A 21,408-nucleotide genomic window follows, 5' to 3' on the forward strand; every position below is an offset into this window, starting at 1 on the left:
TTTACATCACAGAATTCAAAATATTCTACAAAATAATTGTGAAAGCCTACGAAATATTTGATGAAATGAATGAATTGAAATCAGGAAAAACAGAGCGAAACTGGGAATTCTGGATCGATGTCGGCGGTACCTTCACAGACTGCATTGCCCGTGCCCCCAGCAATGAATTCATTCCCTTTAAAACCCTTAGTTCGGGTATTACCAAAGGACGTGTACAGGAAGTTACTGCCCCTGATACGATTGTTGACCCCTCCCGGGTCGGCAACCCGGCAGACTTCTGGCTGGAGTATCAGATTGAATTTCTGAATCATGAGGGAAAATCCCTGCATACCGCACAAGTGACGCGGTTTGACAACCTGACCGGAACCCTCACCTTCCAACCCGCTCTGCCTCCCACGGTGCAGATCTCTACAGGCTATGAACTCGCTTCGGGTGAAGAAGCCCCGGTCCTGGCGATCCGCTGGATTCTGGATCTGAAAAAATCCGACCCTATTTCCGATATCAGCGTCAAACTGGGAACCACGCGTGGCACCAATGCCCTGCTCACCCGCAATGGTGCCCGAACGGCATTCATCACCACGCAAGGCTTTGCAGATGTCCTGCTGATCGGCAACCAGGACCGCCCGCGGCTGTTCGATCTGGCCATTCAAAAACCGGAACCCCTTTTTGAAACCGCTCTGGAAATTGAGGAACGGATCGACGCGGAAGGCAATGTACTCCGCGCCCCCGATCCTGCTCGTATTCGTGAGCAACTTGATCAACTGAAAGCAACCGGCGTGGAATCGCTGGCGATCTGCCTGCTGCATTCTTTCGCCAACCCCGAGCATGAAGAACTGGTCGCCCGTCTCGCTGCCGAAGCCGGCTTTGACGAAATCAGTGTTTCCAGCCGCCTGTCGCCACTCATCAAAATCGTCTCCCGCGGCGATACGACCGTGATGGACGCCTATCTGAACCCGATCCTCAAAGACTACATCCGCAAGCTCCGCACGCCACTCAAAAACTGTGAACTGAAACTGATGACATCCGCCGGCGGTCTTGTCGATGCCAATCATTTTGTCGGCAAAGACAGCATTCTCTCCGGCCCTGCAGGAGGTGTGATTGGCTATTCGCGCGTTGCTGAAACAGCCGGTTTTCCCCGGTCCATCGGCTTTGACATGGGAGGCACGAGTACTGACGTCTCCCGCTTCGACGGCGAATACGAGCGGGAATTCGAAACGACTAAAGCAGGGGTGCGAATTGTAGCCCCCATGCTGAGTATTGAAACGGTCGCCGCTGGCGGTGGTAGTATCTGTGGCTTTGATGGCATCAAGCTGCACGTCGGTCCTGACAGTGCCGGTGCAGATCCTGGTCCCGCCTGTTACGGACGGGGCGGACCGCTCACCGTCACCGACCTGAACCTGTACCTAGGCAAAATCATCCCCAGTCGCTTTCCCTTCGTCTTAGACAGACAGTCTGTCGAGCAGCGTCTGACGCAGCTCTGCGAAGAGATTGCTGCTTCTCCCATGGGAAAGACTTACACCCCACTCGAACTGGCAGAAGGCTTTCTACAGATCGCGAACGCTAACATGGTTCGCGCCATCCGTAATATCTCGGTGGCCCGTGGCTATGATCCCGCTGACTATGCCCTGGTCAGTTTCGGGGGCGCTGGTTCTCAACATGCCTGTGCGATTGCCCGATCACTGGGCATTCATGAAGTTCTGATTCACCCTTATTCGGGGATTCTGAGTGCGTTTGGCATCGGCCAGGCTGATGTGCGCCGTTTCGGACAGCAGTCGGTCCTGCAGACCTGGTCTGCCGATCTCAAACAGGAACTGCAGCAACGATTCACAGCACTCGATCAAGGTGTTTACGAAGAAGTCCGCGCCGAAGGCATTCCCGCAGAACGCATTGACGCCCCCCTGCACTCGCTGGAAATGCGTTACCTGGGAACCGACGCGACCATCCAGGTGAACTGTCAGTCGGATCAGGACGAATTCTCACGATTCGAACAGGAACATCAGCGACTGTATGGTTACTCTCACAAGAGTCGGGCCATTGAGGTCACTGCGATGCGCACCGAGATTGTCGGACGTATGGAAGAACCCCACCTGCCGGAAACGGAACTGATTGATCGCAGCCCCACACCATCTGAAACAACGCAGGCCTGTTTTCAGGGAACGGTCCAGCCCACGGCGGTCTACCTGCGCGAAGACCTGCATCCCGGCGATCAAATTGCAGGCCCTGCCATTATCTGCGAAGCGATTTCCACCGTCATCATTGACCCCGGCTTCACAGCCAGCATTCTCTCGCGCGGAGAAACACTGATGCGAGTGACCTCTGAGAGTTCCGCAATCCCGACAGAAATTGACACTACTGCCGACCCGGTCATGCTGGAAATTTTCAACAATCTGTTTGCTTCCATCGCCGAACAGATGGGCATTACGCTGCAGCGAACTTCGATCTCGACCAATGTTAAAGAACGACTCGATTTCAGCTGCGCCGTCTTTTCTGCCACCGGTGATCTGGTGGTCAACGCGCCCCATATCCCCGTGCATCTGGGCGCCATGAGTGAAACCGTCAAACGCATCATCGCCGACAACCCGGATCTGGCACCCGGTGATGTTTTTGTGACCAACGATCCTTACCGGGGCGGCTCGCATCTACCTGATGTGACCGTCATCACTCCCGTGCATCACGCGGAAACAAACGAATTGATCTTCTTCACTGCCAGTCGCGCCCATCATGCAGAGATCGGCGGAATAGTGCCCGGCAGTATGCCACCGTTTTCTAAAACCCTGGCGGATGAAGGCGTGCTGATCCGCAATTTCAAACTGGTCGACCAGGGCTCTTCTCGTGAAGATGCTTTGCGTGAACTGCTGAGATCGGGTGAACATCCTTCACGTTCGGTCGAAGATAATCTCGCGGATGTCTCTGCCCAGGTTGCCGCCAATAACTGTGGTGTGAGTCTGCTCAACGACCTGGTCCGCCGCTACTCGCTGACCGTGGTGCTGGCTTATATGAAACATATCCAGCAGGCAGCCACCGAAAAAATGCAACTTGCATTAGCTGAGATTGAAGATGGCGTTTACTCCTTCACCGATCATCTGGATAACGGCGCGCCGCTGTCTGTTAAAATCACGATTAAGAACTCCAGCGCCGTAGTGGACTTCACAGGCACTGCACCGGTTCTGGAAACCAATCTGAATGCCAATCGGGCCATTGTGAATGCCGCCGTTCTGTATGTCTTCCGCTGTCTGATCCAGGAAGACATTCCCTTAAACAGCGGCGTGCTGACTCCGATCGAAATCATACTGCCTGAATGTTTTCTGAATCCCCCCGAACGGGAAACGCCCGCAGAATGTGCGGCGATGGTAGGCGGCAACGTCGAAACCTCGCAGCGCACTGTCGACACTTTATTAGGCGCCCTCAACAAAGCAGCCGCCAGCCAGGGAACGATGAACAACCTGACGTTTGGAGATGAGACGTTTGGTTATTATGAAACGATCTGTGGCGGAAGCGGCGCGACTGCCGAACAGGAGGGAGCCGACGCTGTGCATACTCACATGACAAATACTCGTTTGACGGATGCCGAGATCATCGAACGCCGTTACCCCGTTCGATTGCACGAATTCTCGATTCGACAGGGATCGGGAGGTGCGGGACAACACCACGGCGGTGCTGGCATTATTCGCCAGATTGAATTTCTGAAACCATTACAGATTTCGCTGATTTCCGAACGCAGAGGAGAATACGCTCCCTTCGGTCTGGCGGGAGGGGCGCCGGGACAGATCGGCGAAAATCTGCTGACTAAAGCGGACGGATCCACTTCAGAATCACTGGGAGGAAAATTCTCTCTCTCCGTTGCTGCCGGCGATAAATTGACGATCAAAACGCCCGGCGGCGGGGGCTTTGGGAAAACTGAGAAGCCTGGGTAAATTCAATAACCTATTCACCCACTCAGGTAGATTTTGAATGTCCAGACCTGGAAATGCAGGTTCTAGGCAATATTGCGACCATCTGCTTTGTGATTTTCTCTGTCACGCGGTAAGGTGACGTTTAGGGCCAAAATAACAGGAAATCTTACAGACAACCCCGTTTCAGAGAGAAGGAAAATTACCGTGTCCGAAAATCGTCGTGCCGAAGTGGATGCCGCATTGGCTGATGTTGATTTTGAGAAATTCAACTATCAGGTCGTGTTCGAAACCACAAAAGGTACTATTAAAATGGATCTGTATCCCGATGTGGCCCCGGGACACTGCAAAAATATCATCGGTCTGACCAAAATCGGATTTTATGATGGTATTATTTTCCACCGAGTCATTCCCGACTTTGTCGTGCAGGTCGGTTGTCCGCAAGGATCAGGAACTGGTGGCCCGGGCTATACAATTGATGCCGAATTCAATAATCTGCCCCACGAAACCGGCATTTTATCGATGGCTCGTACCAACGATCCCAATTCAGCCGGCTCGCAGTTCTTCATTTGTCTGGGGCGTGTTCCTCACCTGGATAACCAGTACACCGTCTTCGGCAAAACCAGCGATGCGGAAAGCGAAGCCGTTGTACTGTCGATCGGTGATGTGGAAACAAACCACAGCGACCGACCGCTCGAAGATGTCAAAATCACCGGTTCAGAAGTCATTGTTACTGAAAAGTAATGGACGATGGGCGTTGATCGAACATCCTTGAAGACAGGCGCACTCGTGCGACAGGCGTGTCGCAGCGGAGAATTCACCGGGCAGACATCGGGGCTCGCCCCCGGGTTTGCCCAGGCGAATCTCGTGATCCTCCCCCAGGCAGAAGCACGTCAGTTTCAGGAATTCTGCGAAAAGAATCCCAAACCCTGTCCGCTGCTGGAAGTCACAAAACCAGGTGATCCCTGTCTGCATCAACTGGCAGAAGCGGCTGATCTGCGGACCGATCTGCCCCGCTATCGCGTCTGGCAACGGGGCGAACTTGTGGACGAGCCAACAGAAATCACTTCGCTCTGGCAGGAGGATCTGGTCGCCTTCCTGATTGGTTGTTCCTTCACGTTTGAAGCGGCATTGATTGAAGCGGACCTTTCCGTGCGACACATTGATCAGGGGACCAACGTTCCCATGTATCGCACGACGATCCCTTGTGAGTCAGCGGGAATGTTCAGCGGCCCACTGGTGGTTTCAATGCGCCCCTTCAAACCCGCCGATGCCATTCGTGCCGTGCAGATTACCGGACGATTTCCCGCTGTTCACGGTGCTCCTGTGCATCTGGGCTTTCCGGAGCAACTGGGAATTCACGATCTCTCAGCGCCTGATTATGGAGACGCTGTCGCTGTCGAATCAGATGAACTGCCTGTCTTCTGGGCCTGTGGCGTGACTCCGCAGGCAGTGCTGATGCAGGCGAAACCGGATTTTGCCATCACGCACAGCCCGGGCTGCATGTTTGTTTCTGACCTGAAAGATAAAGACCTGGCGTCTCTTTAAACAGAGCAGCCATGGATTTCCGCTTACTCAGGAATGCGATTCTACTGAAGAAGATTCATGAGCAGACACATTCTGCTCAGGCAGATGAATCGAACGGATGCGATAGTTTTCCCACATCAGTGAGTAAGCAAAGCAAGGCTCACGATCGAGACTGAAAGCCACAGGTTGACTCTCCCAGAAGCTCATCAAATTACCGCGCGGGGGACTGGTATAGAGTCGACGCTTGCAAACCGGGCAGACCATGCCGAACGGTGTGGCCTGATCTTCTTCGCATTGATGGTCGAGACAAATTGTTTTCTGTGGTTCGTTTCTCATAATGCCCCCATTATATCGAGCCGTCATCAGCCTGCTCCAGTTCTTTTTTTAATTACTCATACAAAATTCTCTGAATCGAAGTGACTGACCTGATTGTTTCTGAAGTTTGTGCAGCCCCCCGGAACTGAAGATTCCCTATATTCCTTAGAACCGTTCCGACCAGCAGTACAGATACTTGATTGCTGACAAATCCAGTCTGACTGCCAGATTCCCTCACTCAAGCCCCTTGATTCATCGCATCTGGGAATCCAGTTTGGTATAAATTAATACCTGTCTGATCCTGCTTCCGGGCTCAGTAGATATGTTATCAGGGAAAATGGAACCTGTCTGAAACAGGTTCCTGGCCACTGCTGTTACCAGATCTGTGTTGATGCGACACACCATCTGTGAAACCGGAACGGATCCCTGTTTGTTTTGAATTTAAATTCTGGTACGAGAACTCATGGCAATCAACCTTTCCGAACAACTGAAGGGAGTGCTCCCTCCGGTCATTACACCACTAACTCCTGATCGCAAGCTTGATGCAGCTTCTGCTGAATCCGTCTACCGCTTCATGCTCGACAAAGGTGCCCATGGCCTGTTCCTGTTTGGCACATCTGGTGAAGGACCTCTGCTCTGTGAAGCAGACCGTCACGAGGCAACTGAGATCGCCTCCAAAGTTGTGAACGGCAGCGTCCCCCTGCTGGTGGGAGTGATTGCTCCGGGAACCGAACAGATTATCGAGCAGGCTAAAGTCGCAAAGGCACAGGGCGCCGATGCGATTGTCGTCTGCCCCCCGTATTATTATCCGGCCAGCCAGAAAGACATGCTCGTCCATTACCGCACCATTCGGGAAGCCGTCGACATCCCCATTTTTGCCTACGACATCCCTGTGATGACAAAAGTCAAAATCGAAATGGACACACTGATGACCCTGGGCAGAGAAGGCACTGTGATTGGGGTCAAAGACTCCAGTGGCGATGCCGTCAGTTTTCATCGCCTGGTGGCCAACAAACCTGCCGGCATGAAACTGTTTACAGGAGCAGAAATGCTGGTGCATGCCGTGGTATTGGCAGGCGCTGACGGAACGGTCCCTGGACTGGCGAATGTCGGACCGGAATTATTCGTCCAACTCTATGAAGCCGCCGCTGCCAACAACCACCAGGAAGCAGTCCGATTCCAGGAAGCCATCGTCCGGTTATTTGAAGTGTTTGTCTGCCCCGATGGAACCATGAATGTGGGTTATATCATTGGCTCAATGAAAACGGCACTTCGCCTGCGCGGCGTGATCGAACACGACACCCTGTTCCACCCGTTCTCGGCCTGCACCCCCGAGTTGATAGAGCGGACCCGCACGATTATGACCGAAGTGGGTTGCCTGTAATTGCCTTCCCCGGACGCACACCTGTTTCTCTTACATTGTACTTCGAATTGAATGAAACATTATGAGCGGAGTTTTAAACGAACGAGCGTGCCTGTTGACAGAACAGCTGCTTGCCAGAGCGGGTGAACTGAAAGTCATACCGCATGCCCTGCAGAACGGCGCGATCGTTGTGGATTGTGGAATTGAAACTCCCGCGGGTCTCCAGGCCGGATTATTGCTGGCCCGCATCTGCATGGCCGACCTCTGTCACATTCAACTGATACCTGGAGAACTGGAAGGTCTCTCCCTGCCGTACCTGCAGGTTCAGACCGATCATCCTGTCGAAGCCTGTCTGTTGAGTCAGTATGCCGGCTGGAAAATTGACGTCGATAAATTTTTCGCGATGGGCTCCGGCCCCATGCGGGCTGCTGCCGAGGTGGAAGACCTGTATCGAGTCCTGGGCTTTGGAGAATCACCTGACAAGACCGTCGGCGTGTTGGAATCGAATACCTTACCCGGTGTGGACGTGGTTGAGAAAATTTCCAAAGCGACAGGCGTCGACCCCAAAGACATCGTGCTGCTGGTCGCTCCCACATCCAGTATCGCAGGTAACATGCAGGTCATCGCCCGCTCGGTGGAAACCGCCATGCATAAGCTGCTGGAATGTAAATTTGATGTGCATCGGGTGCAGGCCGGATTCGGTACGGCTCCCCTGGCGCCTGTCGCCAAAGATCACCTGACAGGCATCGGTCGCACTAACGATTCCATCCTGTATGGCGGTTCCGTGACGCTCTGGGTTACCGGCGATGATGAATCGCTATTGGAAATTGGTCCTGCCATCCCTTCCGATTCCGCTGCCTGTTATGGAAAACCGTTTCTGGATGTCTTCGCAGAAGCCAATCATGACTTCTATGAAATCGACCCCAGTTTCTTCAGCCCCGCGGTGATTATTTTTCAGAACCTGGATACCGGAAATGTATTTCAGTTCGGCCAGATGAACACGGGACTTTTGAAAAACAGTTTTGGATTCTAACCCTTCGGCATCCGTCTCAATATGGAATTACGTACGTGCAGATTGCCATTCTGGGAAATCAGGTCAGCTGGTACTGCGATCAACTCCAGCAGGCAGCCCGCACACGCGGACACGAAGCGTCCAAAATCGAATTCCGAGACATGGCTGCTTTCGTCAATAACAATGCCCGCGAACAGTTTTTCAGTTACGATGCAGAACAGACGCAGATCAGTCTTCCGCACTTCGACTGCCTGATTATTCGCACGATGCCCCCGGGTTCCCTGGAACAGGTTGTGTTTCGCATGGACCTGCTGGGCAGGCTGGAACAGTCAGGAATCACGGTTTTTAATTCTCCGCGTGCCATTGAATGCGCGGTTGATAAATATCTGACCACATCCCGACTCGCCGCCGCCGGTCTGCCTGTCCCTGCCACTGCGATCTGTGAATCTTCGGAAGCAGCTTTGCAGCATTTTTCACAGATGGGTAGTGATGTTGTGGTCAAGCCACTGTTTGGTTCGGAAGGGCGTGGCATTTTTCGCATCAGTGATCCCGATCTTGCCTACCGTTCGTTTCGCACGCTGGAACGTACCCAGGCAGTGATTTATCTGCAGCAGTATATTGCTCATCCCGGCTATGATCTGCGGATCCTGCTCCTGAATGGTAAAGTGATCGGTGCCATCCGCCGACACGGTCACAATGATTTTCGCACGAATGTCTCTCGCCAGGGACAGGCCGAGCTCTATCATCCGACCGATCGGGAAGTCGAACTGGCTGTCCAGGCAGCGGCGCTCACGGATGCCGAATTTGCGGGCGTCGATCTGCTCTCTCCTGCTGACGCTCCTGACGAATGTTATCTGCTGGAAGTCAATGCTGTACCAGGCTGGCGTGGCTTTCAGTCGGCAACAAACATTGATGTCGCGACGCTGGTCATTGAATATCTCGAACAGAAACGAAACAATAAGCCCACTGCTTCACATTAAACTGAAATCATTCTGAAATGAGCTTTGACATGGATCTGAATACACTGTTGACCGCCCTGCAAACACATCTGCCTGAAATTCTCCGCTGGTCAGGAGCGATCGCGAAGCGTTTGAGGCACTTCAACATTGCCGTCGAAAATAAAACGTCAGGCAGCGCACTGACTGACGCATTGACGCTGGCAGACCTGACATTGCAGGAACTGATTGTCGCTGCCTTACGTGACCGCGATCCGATTTTCCGCAATTGTCGCATCGAAGCAGAAGAAAAAACGGGGGACCTGCATCGCTTTGCCGAGGATGCTCCTTATGTCATATCAATCGATCCCATTGATGGCACGAAACAGTATCGCGACAAAACCGCCGACGGCTATTGCGTGATGGTTCACCTGCGTGACAGTGAAACCGTCCACTATTCGCTGGTTTATATTCCCGAGACCGGAGAACAGGGAACCTGGGTTGAAGCCGTCCATCAAAGTGTTGTCTGTGGTCCCGATGATCAGAGTCGCCCCGCACGTGAGGTTCTGGATGACATGCCAGCCATCGACCCCGCCACACGCCCTGATTCTTCGAAAATCTATCTCATCGGATTTCAGGATAAAGACACGTCTAATGCAGAGCTCGTCACAGCAACCGGATTGGAAGGCGTGCCTCCAGAAGAGATGCCGGGCAGTATTTATGACCATCTAGCGACCGGTGCCTTCGGGGGATCATTGATCCATACCCCAAATGTCTATGACTTCCCGGTTTCACTGCACATCGCCCGGATTCTGGGCGGAGATGCGGTCTGGGTCCATAATGGAGAATCAGTGAATTTCCATGAACACTGGCTGGATGAGCGGGCCGACATGCTGCGTCTGCCCGGCATTACAGCCTGCAGCGCCAATCCAGAGACTCTGCAGACACTCTGTGAACTGGCAAAAGACTGGAGCAAAACCCGCTATCAGGACTGAACTTCAGTCGGTTCCAGAGGCTTGGTCGCTTCCACAATAATGCCACCCAGTCTAAGAAACTGATGGATGGGAGTGAACCAGTGCTGCTCTTTCCAGGGCAGTCCTGATTCCTCAAAAGCCTGTTTGAGTTCGACCCGATTGTAGGTACGGCATTTCCAGGTGCGACTATTGAGCATGCCGGAGAATTTATCTTCCGTTGCCAGCAGAAACAGACTGCCTCCCGGCTGCAGCACACGCTGAATCTCCATCAGACCATGCTTGGGATCAGCCACATACTCCAGCACCCAGCCACAGGTCACACAATCGAATGATTCATCCTGGAACGGTAGATTCGTCATATCCGCAGAAAGATAATTCGGACGGGGACTGTCCATCCGGGTGCGAGCCCGTTTCAACATCTGATGCGACAGATCGCAGGCAACCAGCCGGGCATCAGGATGCGTTTCGCGTAATAAATGGCCCAGAATCTGACCTGCTCCCGAACCAATATCCAGAATGCTGCGGAATTCAGACACATCAAAACGTCGCGTTTTGATTATGCGCCCCACCAGCGGGTCATGCAGTGATAATTTGCTTGCCAGATAGAGAACGGCACCGGCAGGGCCATCATATAACTTGCGGGTCGTCGACTGAAACTGGCTTTGCTCGATCTGGTCGCCACCACCAAATTCAATCAGAGAACGCAAAGACTTCTTCAATCGTAACCGTTTAGGAGTATTCTTACGGGGAGAACTTAATGGAGCCATAGTTTGAATTGCTTATCAAATCTGGAGAACTTTCTGAGGTCGGGATGGAATCCCTGCTTGTCAATCGTAGCCATCTTAACGATCCAGAAACCGGAAATCGTTATGATTTCCAGATTTCTTAATATTCTCTAAAGAAGAGCTCTTCTGTAAGCGTCATAAACGGCCCAATGATAATACCTTATGAATATCAATTTTTCCAGCAGCTTGATCAATCGAATTTAGCCGGTTATTATCAGGGAAATGAAGTCTCTCTCAAATCGAATATTACGCAGTAGTGACACGTTGATCGTGATTCGTTGCGGAGCTGAAAATCTTAACATTTTTGACCGTTGAATTGCGCCAGAAAAATAATTTCTGCGACAAACAGAAGGCTTAAATTGTTCATGACCGAACGGATCAATCTAAAACAGACTGATGACATCCGCGATGTGATCCATCTTGCTGTCCAGTACCTGGCAAAAGGAGAACTGGTCGCCTTTCCCACTGCCACTGCCTACGTGATCGCAGGTCAGTCACTCAGTCCCGCCGCTATGGCGAAACTGCGTTCCCTGTCAGGCGGTGATCAACCGCTGGTCCTGTGCGTAAAGGGTTTTGACGAGGCACAGGATTATCTGCCGGAAATGCCACCTCTGGCACGAAAACTGGCCAAACGCTGCTGGCCAGGCCCCGTGGTTCTGGAACTGAAACGCCCGCAACCAGGCAGCCTGTTTTCACAACTGCCGCCCGAAGTACAATCAGAAATCTGCCCTGGCAGTCACTTGAGGCTCCGGGCTCCTGCGCATGAAATCATTTTTCAGGCCATGCGTCTCTCCCCTTCGCCACTCGTGTTATTAAACGAAGATTCAAAATATCAGACTGCGGATTCGCTCATCGACGATTTCGGAGAAGAAGTTGCTTTGGTCATCGACGATGGCCCGTCCCGCTTTGGTGATCAGTCAACGATTCTCGGCGTCGATGAACATCAATGGAAAATAATACAACCCGGTGTCGTAACAGAAACCACACTCAAACGACTCTCCAGCGAAATATACATGTTTATTTGCACAGGAAACACCTGTCGCAGCCCGATGGCAGAAGGCCTGTTTCGCAAATTACTGGCTGAAAAGCTGAACTGCCAGGAAGACGAACTGTCTGATCGGGGCTTTATTGTAGGGTCAGCTGGCCTCGCTGCAGCCATGGGAGCTCCCCCCAGCCCGGAAGGAGTCGCCATCCTGGCTGAACAGGGGATCGACATCCAGGCGCATGAAAGCCAACCACTGACAGAACGGCTCCTGGATCAGTCTGATCACATTTTTACCATGACACAGGGGCATCGTGCAGCCATTCTGGCGGAGCGCCCCGATCTGGAAGAATCCGTCAAACTCCTGTCTGCTGAAGGAAAAGATGTGTCCGATCCCATTGGGGGAGGCTTTCAATGCTATGTCGAATGTAAAAATGAAATCGAAAAGCACCTTACCCAGATTATTGCTCAGATCAACATTCCGCAGAATTAATAAGTAACCTGAATCCCCATCCGCCCGCGATAATCTTTTTTCAATCATAATTTTCTACATGAGCTGTGAGGGCTCACTTGCTATAATGGATGGTAAACCATTAACCTTACCATTATGAAGATAATGTTAACCCGTCATATACTCACTTGTTACGATAGATAATCAATCGGCATCAGGTTTGATATCAATCCTGATCCACACCAGAGATCATTCAACAGAGACAGCACAGTACGAACGAACGAATCAGGGTTCCTTCACTATTTTTAATTCTTCTCTTGCCACTTGATACAAAAGAGTTTCGATGAAAATTGCAGTTGCCAGTGATCACCGAGGATTTACCACAAAGGTAAAAATTCTCACTCTTCTTAACCAGTTAGGACATGTGGCCTTTGATTATGGTCCCGATGATGGAGAAAGTGTCGACTACCCCGATTACGCTGTGAAAGTCGCAAAAGCCATTGGTGAGAAAACGATCGACCGGGGCATTCTGATCTGTGGTACTGGCATGGGGATGTGTATCGTCGCTAATAAATTTCCGGGAGTCCGCGCAACTCCCTGCCACGATGATATCACCGCCCAGATGAGTCGCCTGCATAATGACTCCAATGTGCTCTGTCTCTCTGCGGACCTGCTGGGAGATCGACTCGTCAACCGCATGATTGAAATCTGGCTGAAAGAAGAATTCGAAGGGGGCAGACACGCACGACGCCTGGAAAAACTGCACAAGGTCGAAGAAGAGAATATGCCTCCACATTGAGACGTCTTCTCTCCTGATGTCTAAACGAATATTCCCCATCAGCTTGAGCCAGCCAGACCTCTCACATCTTCGCTGCGCCTGAGACTCCTGCCCGCGAGAAACGGCATTACCGGATCTCGCAGATATACCGCGGGAGTCATCGAATTTCCCTCACTGATTCCTTTTCAAATGGAACAAATCTCTGTATCGTCAACAGTAAGTCATCAGGGAATTTTAGACTTCTTTTTTCAGGGTCTCAGCCGTTCAAGTTCCAGAGAAAAGAAATAACACAGAGGGTTATACAATCATGGATCAGGCCAGCTTAAAATTTACCAAAACACATGAGTGGATCGGGGTCGAAGACGATATTGCGACCGTCGGAATCTCTGACTTCGCCGTAAATCAATTGACCGATCTGGTTTATATTGAACTCCCGAAAATCGGATCGACGTGCGAAGCTGGCAAAGTATTTGGCGAAGTGGAAAGTGTCAAAGCCGTCAGTGATCTCTATGCTCCTGTCAGCGGGGAAATCATTGAGGCTAACGCAACCCTCGTGGATGATCAGTCGCCACTGTCTGATGATCCTTTTGGTGCCGGCTGGATCACCAAAGTCAAAATGTCGAATCCCGGGGAACTGGATCAGTTCATGAACGCCGACGAATACAAAAAGTTTTGTGAGTCAGAAGCACATTGAAGTGAACAGGTAATCCTGGCAGTCAACTGTTTTCAGCTGCGGTTAACTGTACTTTCCTGCCCTGAGGGAGTCGATTCAGTCAATCCCCTCCGAAAATGGATAAAACAGAGTTCCCACATTTCTGCTGCGACTATAATCCCGACAGCGTTTACCACACTTACGTTTTTTATCGAGTGAACCGTGCCCTACCTCTTCAACACACCAGAACAGCAGCAGGAAATGCTGAAAACCATCGGCGTCGACTCGCTGGAATCTTTATTTGCCACAATCCCATCTGAGTTACGACTGGGTCGCCCGCTTGAGATCCCACCCGCTCTGACAGAAATGGAACTGCAGGCGCATGTCACCAGACTCGCCGCAAAGAATGTCGGACCGACATCACGCGTCTGCATGCAGGGTGGCGGTGCCTACGATCATTTTATTCCTGCTGCCGTCGATGAAATTGCCGGCCGGGGTGAATTCTACACCGCTTACACTCCCTACCAGGCAGAAGCCAGCCAGGGCAGCCTGCAGACTTTCTTTGAATTTCAATCGCTGATCTGCCAGTTAACCGGCATGGATGTGACGAACGCCAGCCTCTACGAAGGAGGCACCTGTGTCAGCGAATCCGCCTTCATGGCAATGCGGGTGACCAACCGACACAACCGCGTGGTCCTGCTGGGTTCACTGCATCCCGAGTATCAGCAGGTTGTCGAAACCTATCTGACTCATTTGAACTGTGAAGTCGTTGTGGTGCCTTGTCTCGATGGGGCTGCCGATCCCGCAGCCGTTGATGCTGCCATGAATGAAGAAACAGCCTGCCTGGTCATCCAGCATCCGAACTTCTTTGGAACACTGGAAGAAGCAGAACAGCTGACCGAAATCGCTCACAAATATGGTGCTCTCTCTGTCGTCTCCTATGACCCGATCAGTCTCGGGATTCTGAATCGGCCGGGTGATTACGGTGCAGACATTGCCATCGCTGAAGGACAGTCCCTGGGAACACCTCTGCAGTTTGGTGGTCCTTATCTGGGCCTGTTCTCCTGCAGCGAAAAGTTTGTCCGCAGAATGCCTGGTCGCCTGATTGGTCAGACAGTCGATCGCAATGGCAAGCGCTGTTACGTGCTCAACCTGCAGGCCCGTGAACAACATATCCGCCGTGATAAAGCCACCAGTAACATCTGCAGTAATCAGGGTCTGATCGCGATCCGCGCCGCCGTCTATCTCGCTCTGCTCGGCAAACAGGGGATTCGCGAAGTCGCTGAACTCTGCTGCCAGAAAGCACACTACGCCGCCGAACAACTTGCAACGGTCGAAGGGATCGAGCTTCTCTATCCGGAACGTCCTTTCTTCAAAGAATTTGCTGTCAGCTGCTCAGAAGGGGCAGACTATCTGCTGCGAAAAGCGCGACAGGCCGGCTTTGACCTGGGTCCCGAGTTATCACGGTTTGAATATCAGCAGGCTCCTGAAAAATTCCAGACCGGTGTGCTGGTGGCGATTACCGAACAGAGAACACGCTCAGAAATCGATCAACTGGTCACTGCCTTAAAAGCATAAGTGTCCTGAGCTACTCAAGTGCTTAACACGTTTCATTTTTTAAATTTTCGAAGCAGCATCCAATACCATGCGAAACAAATTGGCCACTGAATCTTTATTTGCTCTCTCAAAACCCGGCAGACGAGGTGCTGAATTCCCGGCTGCTGATGTTCCCGAACGACCTTTGAGTGAGTTGATTCCAACTTCAGCGCTGGCAGAGAAACCGACCGGACTGCCGGAAGTCACCGAACCTGATGTGATCCGTCACTTTGTCAATCTGTCGACGTTGAACATGTGTGTCGATACCCACTTCTACCCCCTGGGTAGCTGTACGATGAAGTACAATCCCAAACGTCATGAGCGACTGGCCAGCCTGCCGGGAATTGTTGATCTGCATCCCTACCAGGATCAGTCCGATCTGCAAGGCATGCTGGGCATGCTCTACGAGATGCAGGAAATGCTGGCAGAAATATCAGGTCTGCCGGCCGTCTCACTGCAACCCGCTGCCGGTGCACAGGGAGAATTCACAGCCCTCTTGACTGCTAAAGCCTATTTTGAAGATCGAGGCGAAAAGCGGACCAAAGTCCTGTTTCCCAACAGTGCACACGGAACGAACCCGGCCAGTGCCGCAATTGCCGGTTTCGACTGTGTGCAACTCGCCAGCAGCCAAGAAGGTTTGATAGATCTGGAAGACCTCAAAGCACATCTGGATGATCAGACTGCCGTCTTTATGGTTACGAACCCGAATACGCTGGGACTGTTCGAAAAAGACATCAAGCAGATTGCCCAGATGGTGCACGATGCCGGTGGCCTGGTCTATATCGACGGAGCCAACATGAACGCCATTCTGGGCTATACACGCCCTGGTGATTTTGGGGGCGATATGATGCACTTCAACGTCCATAAGACCTTTACAGGACCTCATGGTGCTGGCGGCCCCGGATCGGGTCCCATTGCTGTTCGTGATTTCCTTGCAGACTACCTGCCGGGTCCCGTGATCAACTATCACCCTGACGCGGCAGAAACAGAGCAATACACACTGGAAACTCCGGCGAAATCGATTGGCCGTGTGCGGACATTTTACGGTAATATCGGTATCCTCGTCCGGGGCTACTGCTATCTGAGAACTCTGGGAGCAGCCGGTCTCAAAGCAGTTTCTGAAAACGCCGTTCTGAATGCCAACTACCTGAAAGCATTACTCAAAGACGTGCTGCCTGTGCCGAATGGTAATCTGTGTATGCATGAATTTGTTGCCTCCGCCTCAAAATCGAAAGCAGCCAATGGAATTACCGCCATGGACATTGCCAAGCGGCTGCTCGACTTCGGCTTCCATGCTCCCACCGTTTACTTTCCACTAGTCGTCCCCGAGGCAATCATGGTGGAACCGACCGAAACGGAATCAAAAGAAACCCTCGATGCCTTTGCAGAAACGATAATCAAAATTCTCAAGGAAGATCCGGAGTTTCTACACCAGGCCCCGCACAGCACGATCATCCAGAGACCCGATGAAGTGGTCGCCGCCCGCAATCCGATCCTGCAGTGCTGTGAGCCTCAATAAACTGTTCCTGTCCGTTCTCCTGTGACTTACTTTACCGTCTGGCCTCGCCATGACCCACTCTGCAAAACCGGATCACTGTCGTCTGATTATTGAACAGGCCCCGCTTTCAGGGAGCCGGAATATGGCCATTGATGAAGCATTGCTGGAGTCAGCTGCAAATCAGGAGTGGTGCACATTGCGCTGGTATCAGTGGAATCAACCCACAATATCACTGGGATACTTTCAGAAAAATGAGGCGAAAGAGTCTGTTGAGAACTGGAAAGACCTGCCTCGCGTGCGCAGACTCTCTGGTGGGGGAGCTATTCTGCATCACCATGAACTCACTTACGCTTTCGCGCTGCCCGGCTGCCACCCCCTGGCCAAATCACCGCCAGAGTTGTATGTGGCCATCCACCAGCCAATCATTGATGTTCTGGCAGCCCATGGCCTGCAGGTTCAGTTTCGAGGCGTCTCCTTCCGATCTGAAACAGAACCCTTTCTCTGTTTCGGGCGCGGCGATGAACGAGATCTGGTTTATCAGGGACAAAAAATTCTGGGAAGCGCTCAACGCAGAAGGCGTGGTGCAATTGTCCAGCATGGCAGCCTGTTACTGCTGACATCAGAACATGCCACTGATTTTTCAGGTCTGCTCAATCTGACTGAACAGGTTGAGCGATATCAGACAGAGTTTCTCGCAGCATTGACTGAGGACTTTTCCCACGCCATATCCCAAGCCCTGAAGCTTCCGCTGAAGTCACAATTCCTGACTGACGAAGAACAGGCTCAGTCGGAGAGTCTGGAAAAAGAGAAATATTCTGTTGAGGCCTGGACAGCACGGAAATAACAGGCTTAACAGCAATATCAGCAACACTTATCAGATCCAAGGAAATTTAATAGTTTATTAATAAATTATCCACACGCAGTATGAGTGTTTTATAGTTATTGACTTCTCGTCAAATGCCTGATAGCGTTAAAGATGTAATACATACTTTATTTCATTGAGATTACGTGTTACGGAAAAAAGTAGTGGCATTTTACTTACATGAAAGTGAGTCAAACCACACAATGCGGGCCTGACGGACATTGTTATTTGCTCCTTTCATTTTCAGATTCCAAGGTAAATCACTCATTTCTGTTTCTTGTTCATTTCACATTTTTTCTTCCAATCTAAAGTCAAAAATGAAAATCAGGTGATCGGAAAATGGATGGTAATTTCATATTACCAGTTCCTCTTCCAGAGCTTAGAAGTGTTCTGTTTGAAACCCATGGAGTGAACGTTTATGTTGCAGCTTTCTTTAAAAGTCGTTGGTGGTCGTCATGATGGAAAACAAATTCCCATCAAAGGCAAAAAGTTTCTAATTGGCCGGGAAGAAGACTGCCATCTGCGACCTAACAGTGACATGGTCAGTCGACACCACTGTGTTTTCACAGTTGATGAATATAGCGTCCGCTTACGCGACTTTGGCAGCACCAATGGTACGTCGGTCAATGGAAAACGTATCAAGGGTGAAGTGCAGCTTTCCCATGGCGACCAGATCCAAATCGGCAAACTTGATTTTGTCATCCAAATGTCACACACCGCTGATGCAGCAATTGCACCAGACAAACCTGAAGCAGAAGCAGCCCCGCCATTGACTCCCGCGGGAGAAATCCTGACAGGCTCCGATACTGTTTTCGATATTCCTGTTCACAAACCTGAAGAGAGTACTGCGGTTCCTGTTGAAGCTGGAACTGATCCCGCTGCAGCCCCCCCCGCTGGTCCTGGAGTCTATGAAGGGGATACGCAGATTCTCTCAGCCGAACAGCAGCGTCAGGCTCAGCTGGCATACGAGCAGGCAGCACAGCAGGCTGGTTACCCACCACAGCCACAGTATGGATATCCTCCTCAGCAAATGCCGCCTGGACAGCAACCTTATCCGTACCAGATGCCACCTCAATACTATCCTCAGCAGGGTTATCCGCAACAGCCGATGCCCGCTTATCCACAGCAGTATCAAATGCCCCCTCAGGGTTATCCGCAACAGCCTCCTCAACCCCAGGAAGAAGAACAGGGACGCTCCAAGCCCGAACTGCCGCCCGTCACGCTTCCACCTCCGGAACAGACCGGGCTGAAGAACAAGCAGGAAGCTGAGAATTAACTGCGAGACAGAGTGAGCACAGTCGCGTCTTACAGCAGATCTCTCAGGTGATTCCAGAGCAGACCTCGTAACCGTTGAGTCCCTGCCGGATATTCCTGTCCAGGGAAACATTTGCAGCCCCTATATTCGTGACTTCCCATTGCTTTTCTGAATGGTGTTTGGCAAAATCAGAGAATAAGATCAGGGAAGTGATCAAGTGACTGTGTCGGCAAACCAGATGCAACAGCTGCTTCGGTACCGTCGATTTCACCACACTAGCTGTGTCCAGGTTTACTGAAACGTCTCGAGGGCCATCTGGGCCGAGTAGAATCGATTGAGAGACGCTCTGGTTAAATGGAACTTGTTCTAGATCCTGTCCTGAAACTGTGAATTCACAATCTATGATGCCAACAGAGGGAGATGCTTTCCGTGAATGATTCAGCCAACGCCAGCAACGACATCCAACGACGATACCGAGAATTTCTCGACCTGCTGCCACTGACGTTATCACTCGCCGGTCTCCCTGAAAGCGACCACGGCAAATATTATACTGAAGAGCAGGTGGAAGCCCGCGCTTATACTGTCAAACATGCTTTCAAACAGGCCCGTATCCTGACCCGCGAATGCATTCAAAAACAATAAACTGACCGCTGCCACCTGTCAGTCGTTGAAATGATCAGCTAAGCAATAAGTACAAAAACGGGAGTCGAATTCCTCAGAATCCGACTCCCGTTTTTCGATATCTCTTGAGAACTGACACCAGGTTATAAACACCTCAGGTCAGCTATTTACTTTTCAGTTCGAAGGTAAATTCGTTCGAACCAGAATCGCTGACGTCGGCTTCCAGAGTTGTTTTCTCGTTGTATTCTGCAGGGAGATACTGTTCGACTGCGGGAACAGGTGGCTCGTCAGGTGCGCCACCGACGACAGTTTTCCCCGGAATCTCTTTCGTCGCAGTAATCACAACCAATTTCTTACCCGCGGTGGCTTTCAGTGAGTATTCACCGTCCTCAACCTTTCCGGCAGCACTTGCTGCTTTTCCGGAGGCATCACGAAAAATAATATCTCCTGCTGGCAGCGGTTCTCCATCTAAGGTAACTTTTCCTGAAACGGGATAAGTCACAGGAGCATCGCTTGCCCCACCACAGCCAACAAGGGAACCCGTAAAACATACCGTCAGCAACAGGCATGAGACCAACTTCATAAATTATCTCCTGAAATATAAATGTGCCCCTGCAATGCAGTCAGGAGCAAAAAGTTCAGCTGAATTTATACTGCATCTCGTCTTTCAATACTACTGATCAGTCTCCGTTCCTTACTCCGGAAAGTAAAGGAGCGTCCCGAGAAATGGAAATCATCCGTAGTAGACTCTATCCAGTTTTACTAAGGCGTCTCCTGAGTCATTCGGCCCAGGTATAATAGATCGAGAGACGCTATGGTTAAATGTGATGCGCTCTAGAAATCGCCGATCACTTCATCACCGGAAATGGTCGCCAAGGCACGAAAAGTACCACGATCAATATTCTCTGAAACGAATCGAACCGCGCCGTCTGCCATACCGATATGGACACCTCCCACATGCATGCTGCGGGCATAGTTCCAACGTGTGGATGTGTTATTGACACAGGGAGCATTTACATCAGTCGTACTTTTGCAGAGATAATTCTGGTCCGGCGCCGAAGTATTGGGAGTTTCATAGGCGGTAAAAGTCACTTCACCATGCGCCCCACCAATCCAGTAACAGCCGGGACATCCCCAGGAAAACCCAGTGGGAACAGCGACACGCTGCACTCCTTCACTTAACATCATCGTGCTGGATGTACCGTCGGTTATATCACGCATTTTTGTTCTCGTTTCATAGCCGAACATTCCATTGTCGGTACCGGTGGAACGGTTATTGGCCCAGCCAATACAGCCCATATAACTACCTCCCCAACGAACACCTGTATTTTCAGCAAAGGCAGGCCCCACGTCGGAAGGACACATGAAAGCCGGTAATGGAGTACTCACAAACTTCTGGCTGCTGGATATATTATGCACATGATTGCTCGTACTGGCGGATACGTTGGCACAATCAGCTTCATAGGCATTGTACATGGGAGCCTGATCGACATAAGGCAGAATTCGATGGAACCAGGTATCTCGCTGATGACATGCCTGAGGATACCAGCCATTCGCACCCCGGTGTGCATAAGGAAATACCCGATGCGCACTCTCATAGTTATGCATTGCCAGACTGATCTGTTTCAAGTTATTTTTACAGGTACTGCGACGCGCTGCTTCCCGTGCCTGCTGCACTGCCGGGAGAAGTAATGCAATCAGAATTGCGATAATCGCAATCACCACCAGTAACTCAATTAAGGTAAATCCACGTGACTGTCTAGTTTGACTTAAGCGTTGCATCTCAATCTTTCTTTCATACTTTCAAAAATGACACTAATAACAGACAAATTAAATATAGCGATTTATAAAAATCTGACATTTTATTAAACATTATTATATTAAGTTTCTTTCATGGAAGCCCTATTGTCAA

At 51.1% G+C, this 21,408-nt stretch carries 19 protein-coding genes; 15 read left to right on the forward strand and 4 right to left on the reverse strand.

The window, feature by feature from the left end; genetic code table 11:
* Nucleotides 1-65 precede the first annotated feature (65 nt).
* The 3 genes from Pan161_RS11040 to Pan161_RS11050 all read left to right on the forward strand — a co-directional run bounded on the left by Pan161_RS11040 (nucleotide 66) and on the right by Pan161_RS11050 (nucleotide 5,438).
* A complete protein-coding gene (locus Pan161_RS11040) occupies nucleotides 66-3,914 on the forward strand; it encodes a hydantoinase B/oxoprolinase family protein (RefSeq protein WP_232103696.1) in 3,849 nt (1,282 codons plus the stop codon).
* A 183-nt stretch (nucleotides 3,915-4,097) separates the two neighbouring features.
* Nucleotides 4,098-4,634 carry a peptidylprolyl isomerase gene (locus Pan161_RS11045; RefSeq protein ID WP_145226749.1) on the forward strand — a complete coding sequence of 179 codons (537 nt, stop codon included), beginning with the start codon at nucleotides 4,098-4,100 and terminating at the stop codon, nucleotides 4,632-4,634.
* A 6-nt stretch (nucleotides 4,635-4,640) separates the two neighbouring features.
* The gene (locus Pan161_RS11050) at nucleotides 4,641-5,438 is read left to right on the forward strand and encodes a putative hydro-lyase (RefSeq protein WP_145226752.1); all 798 of its coding nucleotides are present in this window, start codon (nucleotides 4,641-4,643) and stop codon (nucleotides 5,436-5,438) included.
* A 27-nt stretch (nucleotides 5,439-5,465) separates the two neighbouring features.
* On the opposite strand, the gene Pan161_RS11055 is transcribed toward Pan161_RS11050, so the two are convergent.
* A complete protein-coding gene (locus Pan161_RS11055) occupies nucleotides 5,466-5,780 on the reverse strand; it encodes a hypothetical protein (RefSeq protein ID WP_145226754.1) in 315 nt (104 codons plus the stop codon).
* A gap of 415 nt (nucleotides 5,781-6,195) precedes the next feature.
* On the opposite strand from Pan161_RS11055, the gene Pan161_RS11060 reads away from it, so the two are divergent.
* The 4 genes from Pan161_RS11060 to Pan161_RS11075 all read left to right on the forward strand — a co-directional run bounded on the left by Pan161_RS11060 (nucleotide 6,196) and on the right by Pan161_RS11075 (nucleotide 10,037).
* A complete protein-coding gene (locus tag Pan161_RS11060) occupies nucleotides 6,196-7,116 on the forward strand; it encodes a dihydrodipicolinate synthase family protein (RefSeq protein ID WP_145226756.1) in 921 nt (306 codons plus the stop codon).
* 61 nt (nucleotides 7,117-7,177) lie between these two features.
* Nucleotides 7,178-8,128 carry a methenyltetrahydromethanopterin cyclohydrolase gene (gene mch, locus Pan161_RS11065; protein ID WP_145226758.1) on the forward strand — a complete coding sequence of 317 codons (951 nt, stop codon included), beginning with the start codon at nucleotides 7,178-7,180 and terminating at the stop codon, nucleotides 8,126-8,128.
* 35 nt (nucleotides 8,129-8,163) lie between these two features.
* Nucleotides 8,164-9,087, forward strand: coding sequence for an ATP-grasp domain-containing protein (locus Pan161_RS11070; RefSeq protein WP_145226760.1), 924 nt, complete (start codon nucleotides 8,164-8,166; stop codon nucleotides 9,085-9,087).
* 29 nt (nucleotides 9,088-9,116) lie between these two features.
* Complete coding sequence (locus Pan161_RS11075; RefSeq protein WP_145226762.1) at nucleotides 9,117-10,037, forward strand: inositol monophosphatase family protein; 921 nt, start codon at nucleotides 9,117-9,119, stop codon at nucleotides 10,035-10,037.
* Here the strand turns inward: Pan161_RS11075 and Pan161_RS11080 are convergent.
* Complete coding sequence (locus Pan161_RS11080; RefSeq protein WP_145226764.1) at nucleotides 10,028-10,783, reverse strand: class I SAM-dependent methyltransferase; 756 nt, start codon at nucleotides 10,781-10,783, stop codon at nucleotides 10,028-10,030. The genes Pan161_RS11075 and Pan161_RS11080 overlap by 10 nt on opposite strands.
* A 383-nt stretch (nucleotides 10,784-11,166) precedes the next feature.
* Here Pan161_RS11080 and Pan161_RS11085 point away from each other — a divergent pair, with 383 nt between their 5' ends.
* The 8 genes from Pan161_RS11085 to Pan161_RS11120 all read left to right on the forward strand — a co-directional run bounded on the left by Pan161_RS11085 (nucleotide 11,167) and on the right by Pan161_RS11120 (nucleotide 19,517).
* The gene (locus Pan161_RS11085; RefSeq protein ID WP_145226766.1) at nucleotides 11,167-12,276 is read left to right on the forward strand and encodes an arsenate reductase/protein-tyrosine-phosphatase family protein; all 1,110 of its coding nucleotides are present in this window, start codon (nucleotides 11,167-11,169) and stop codon (nucleotides 12,274-12,276) included.
* Between the two features lie 301 nt (nucleotides 12,277-12,577).
* Complete coding sequence (gene rpiB, locus Pan161_RS11090) at nucleotides 12,578-13,033, forward strand: ribose 5-phosphate isomerase B (RefSeq protein WP_145226768.1); 456 nt, start codon at nucleotides 12,578-12,580, stop codon at nucleotides 13,031-13,033.
* A 286-nt stretch (nucleotides 13,034-13,319) separates the two neighbouring features.
* Complete coding sequence (gene gcvH / locus Pan161_RS11095; protein ID WP_145226770.1) at nucleotides 13,320-13,706, forward strand: glycine cleavage system protein GcvH; 387 nt, start codon at nucleotides 13,320-13,322, stop codon at nucleotides 13,704-13,706.
* Nucleotides 13,707-13,886: 180 nt separating this feature from the next.
* Nucleotides 13,887-15,242: an aminomethyl-transferring glycine dehydrogenase subunit GcvPA gene (gene gcvPA / locus Pan161_RS11100; RefSeq protein WP_145226772.1), complete on the forward strand. Its 1,356-nt coding sequence runs from the start codon at nucleotides 13,887-13,889 to the stop codon at nucleotides 15,240-15,242.
* A gap of 67 nt (nucleotides 15,243-15,309) precedes the next feature.
* Nucleotides 15,310-16,779: an aminomethyl-transferring glycine dehydrogenase subunit GcvPB gene (gene gcvPB, locus Pan161_RS11105; RefSeq protein ID WP_145226774.1), complete on the forward strand. Its 1,470-nt coding sequence runs from the start codon at nucleotides 15,310-15,312 to the stop codon at nucleotides 16,777-16,779.
* 49 nt (nucleotides 16,780-16,828) lie between these two features.
* Entirely contained in the window at nucleotides 16,829-17,602 is a 774-nt protein-coding gene (locus Pan161_RS11110; RefSeq protein WP_145226776.1) for a lipoate--protein ligase family protein, read from the forward strand.
* Between the two features lie 436 nt (nucleotides 17,603-18,038).
* Nucleotides 18,039-18,896: an FHA domain-containing protein gene (locus tag Pan161_RS11115; protein WP_145226778.1), complete on the forward strand. Its 858-nt coding sequence runs from the start codon at nucleotides 18,039-18,041 to the stop codon at nucleotides 18,894-18,896.
* A 399-nt stretch (nucleotides 18,897-19,295) separates the two neighbouring features.
* Nucleotides 19,296-19,517: a hypothetical protein gene (locus Pan161_RS11120; protein WP_145226780.1), complete on the forward strand. Its 222-nt coding sequence runs from the start codon at nucleotides 19,296-19,298 to the stop codon at nucleotides 19,515-19,517.
* Between the two features lie 142 nt (nucleotides 19,518-19,659).
* On the opposite strand, the gene Pan161_RS11125 is transcribed toward Pan161_RS11120, so the two are convergent.
* Nucleotides 19,660-20,079 carry a hypothetical protein gene (locus Pan161_RS11125; RefSeq protein WP_145226782.1) on the reverse strand — a complete coding sequence of 140 codons (420 nt, stop codon included), beginning with the start codon at nucleotides 20,077-20,079 and terminating at the stop codon, nucleotides 19,660-19,662.
* Nucleotides 20,080-20,330: 251 nt separating this feature from the next.
* Nucleotides 20,331-21,278 (reverse strand): DUF1559 domain-containing protein, encoded by a 948-nt coding sequence (locus Pan161_RS11130; protein WP_145226784.1) that lies wholly within the window; start codon nucleotides 21,276-21,278, stop codon nucleotides 20,331-20,333.
* Between the last annotated feature and the right edge of the window lie 130 nt (nucleotides 21,279-21,408).

Source organism: Gimesia algae, assembly GCF_007746795.1.
GTDB classification, from domain to species: Bacteria; Planctomycetota; Planctomycetia; order Planctomycetales; family Planctomycetaceae; genus Gimesia; species Gimesia algae.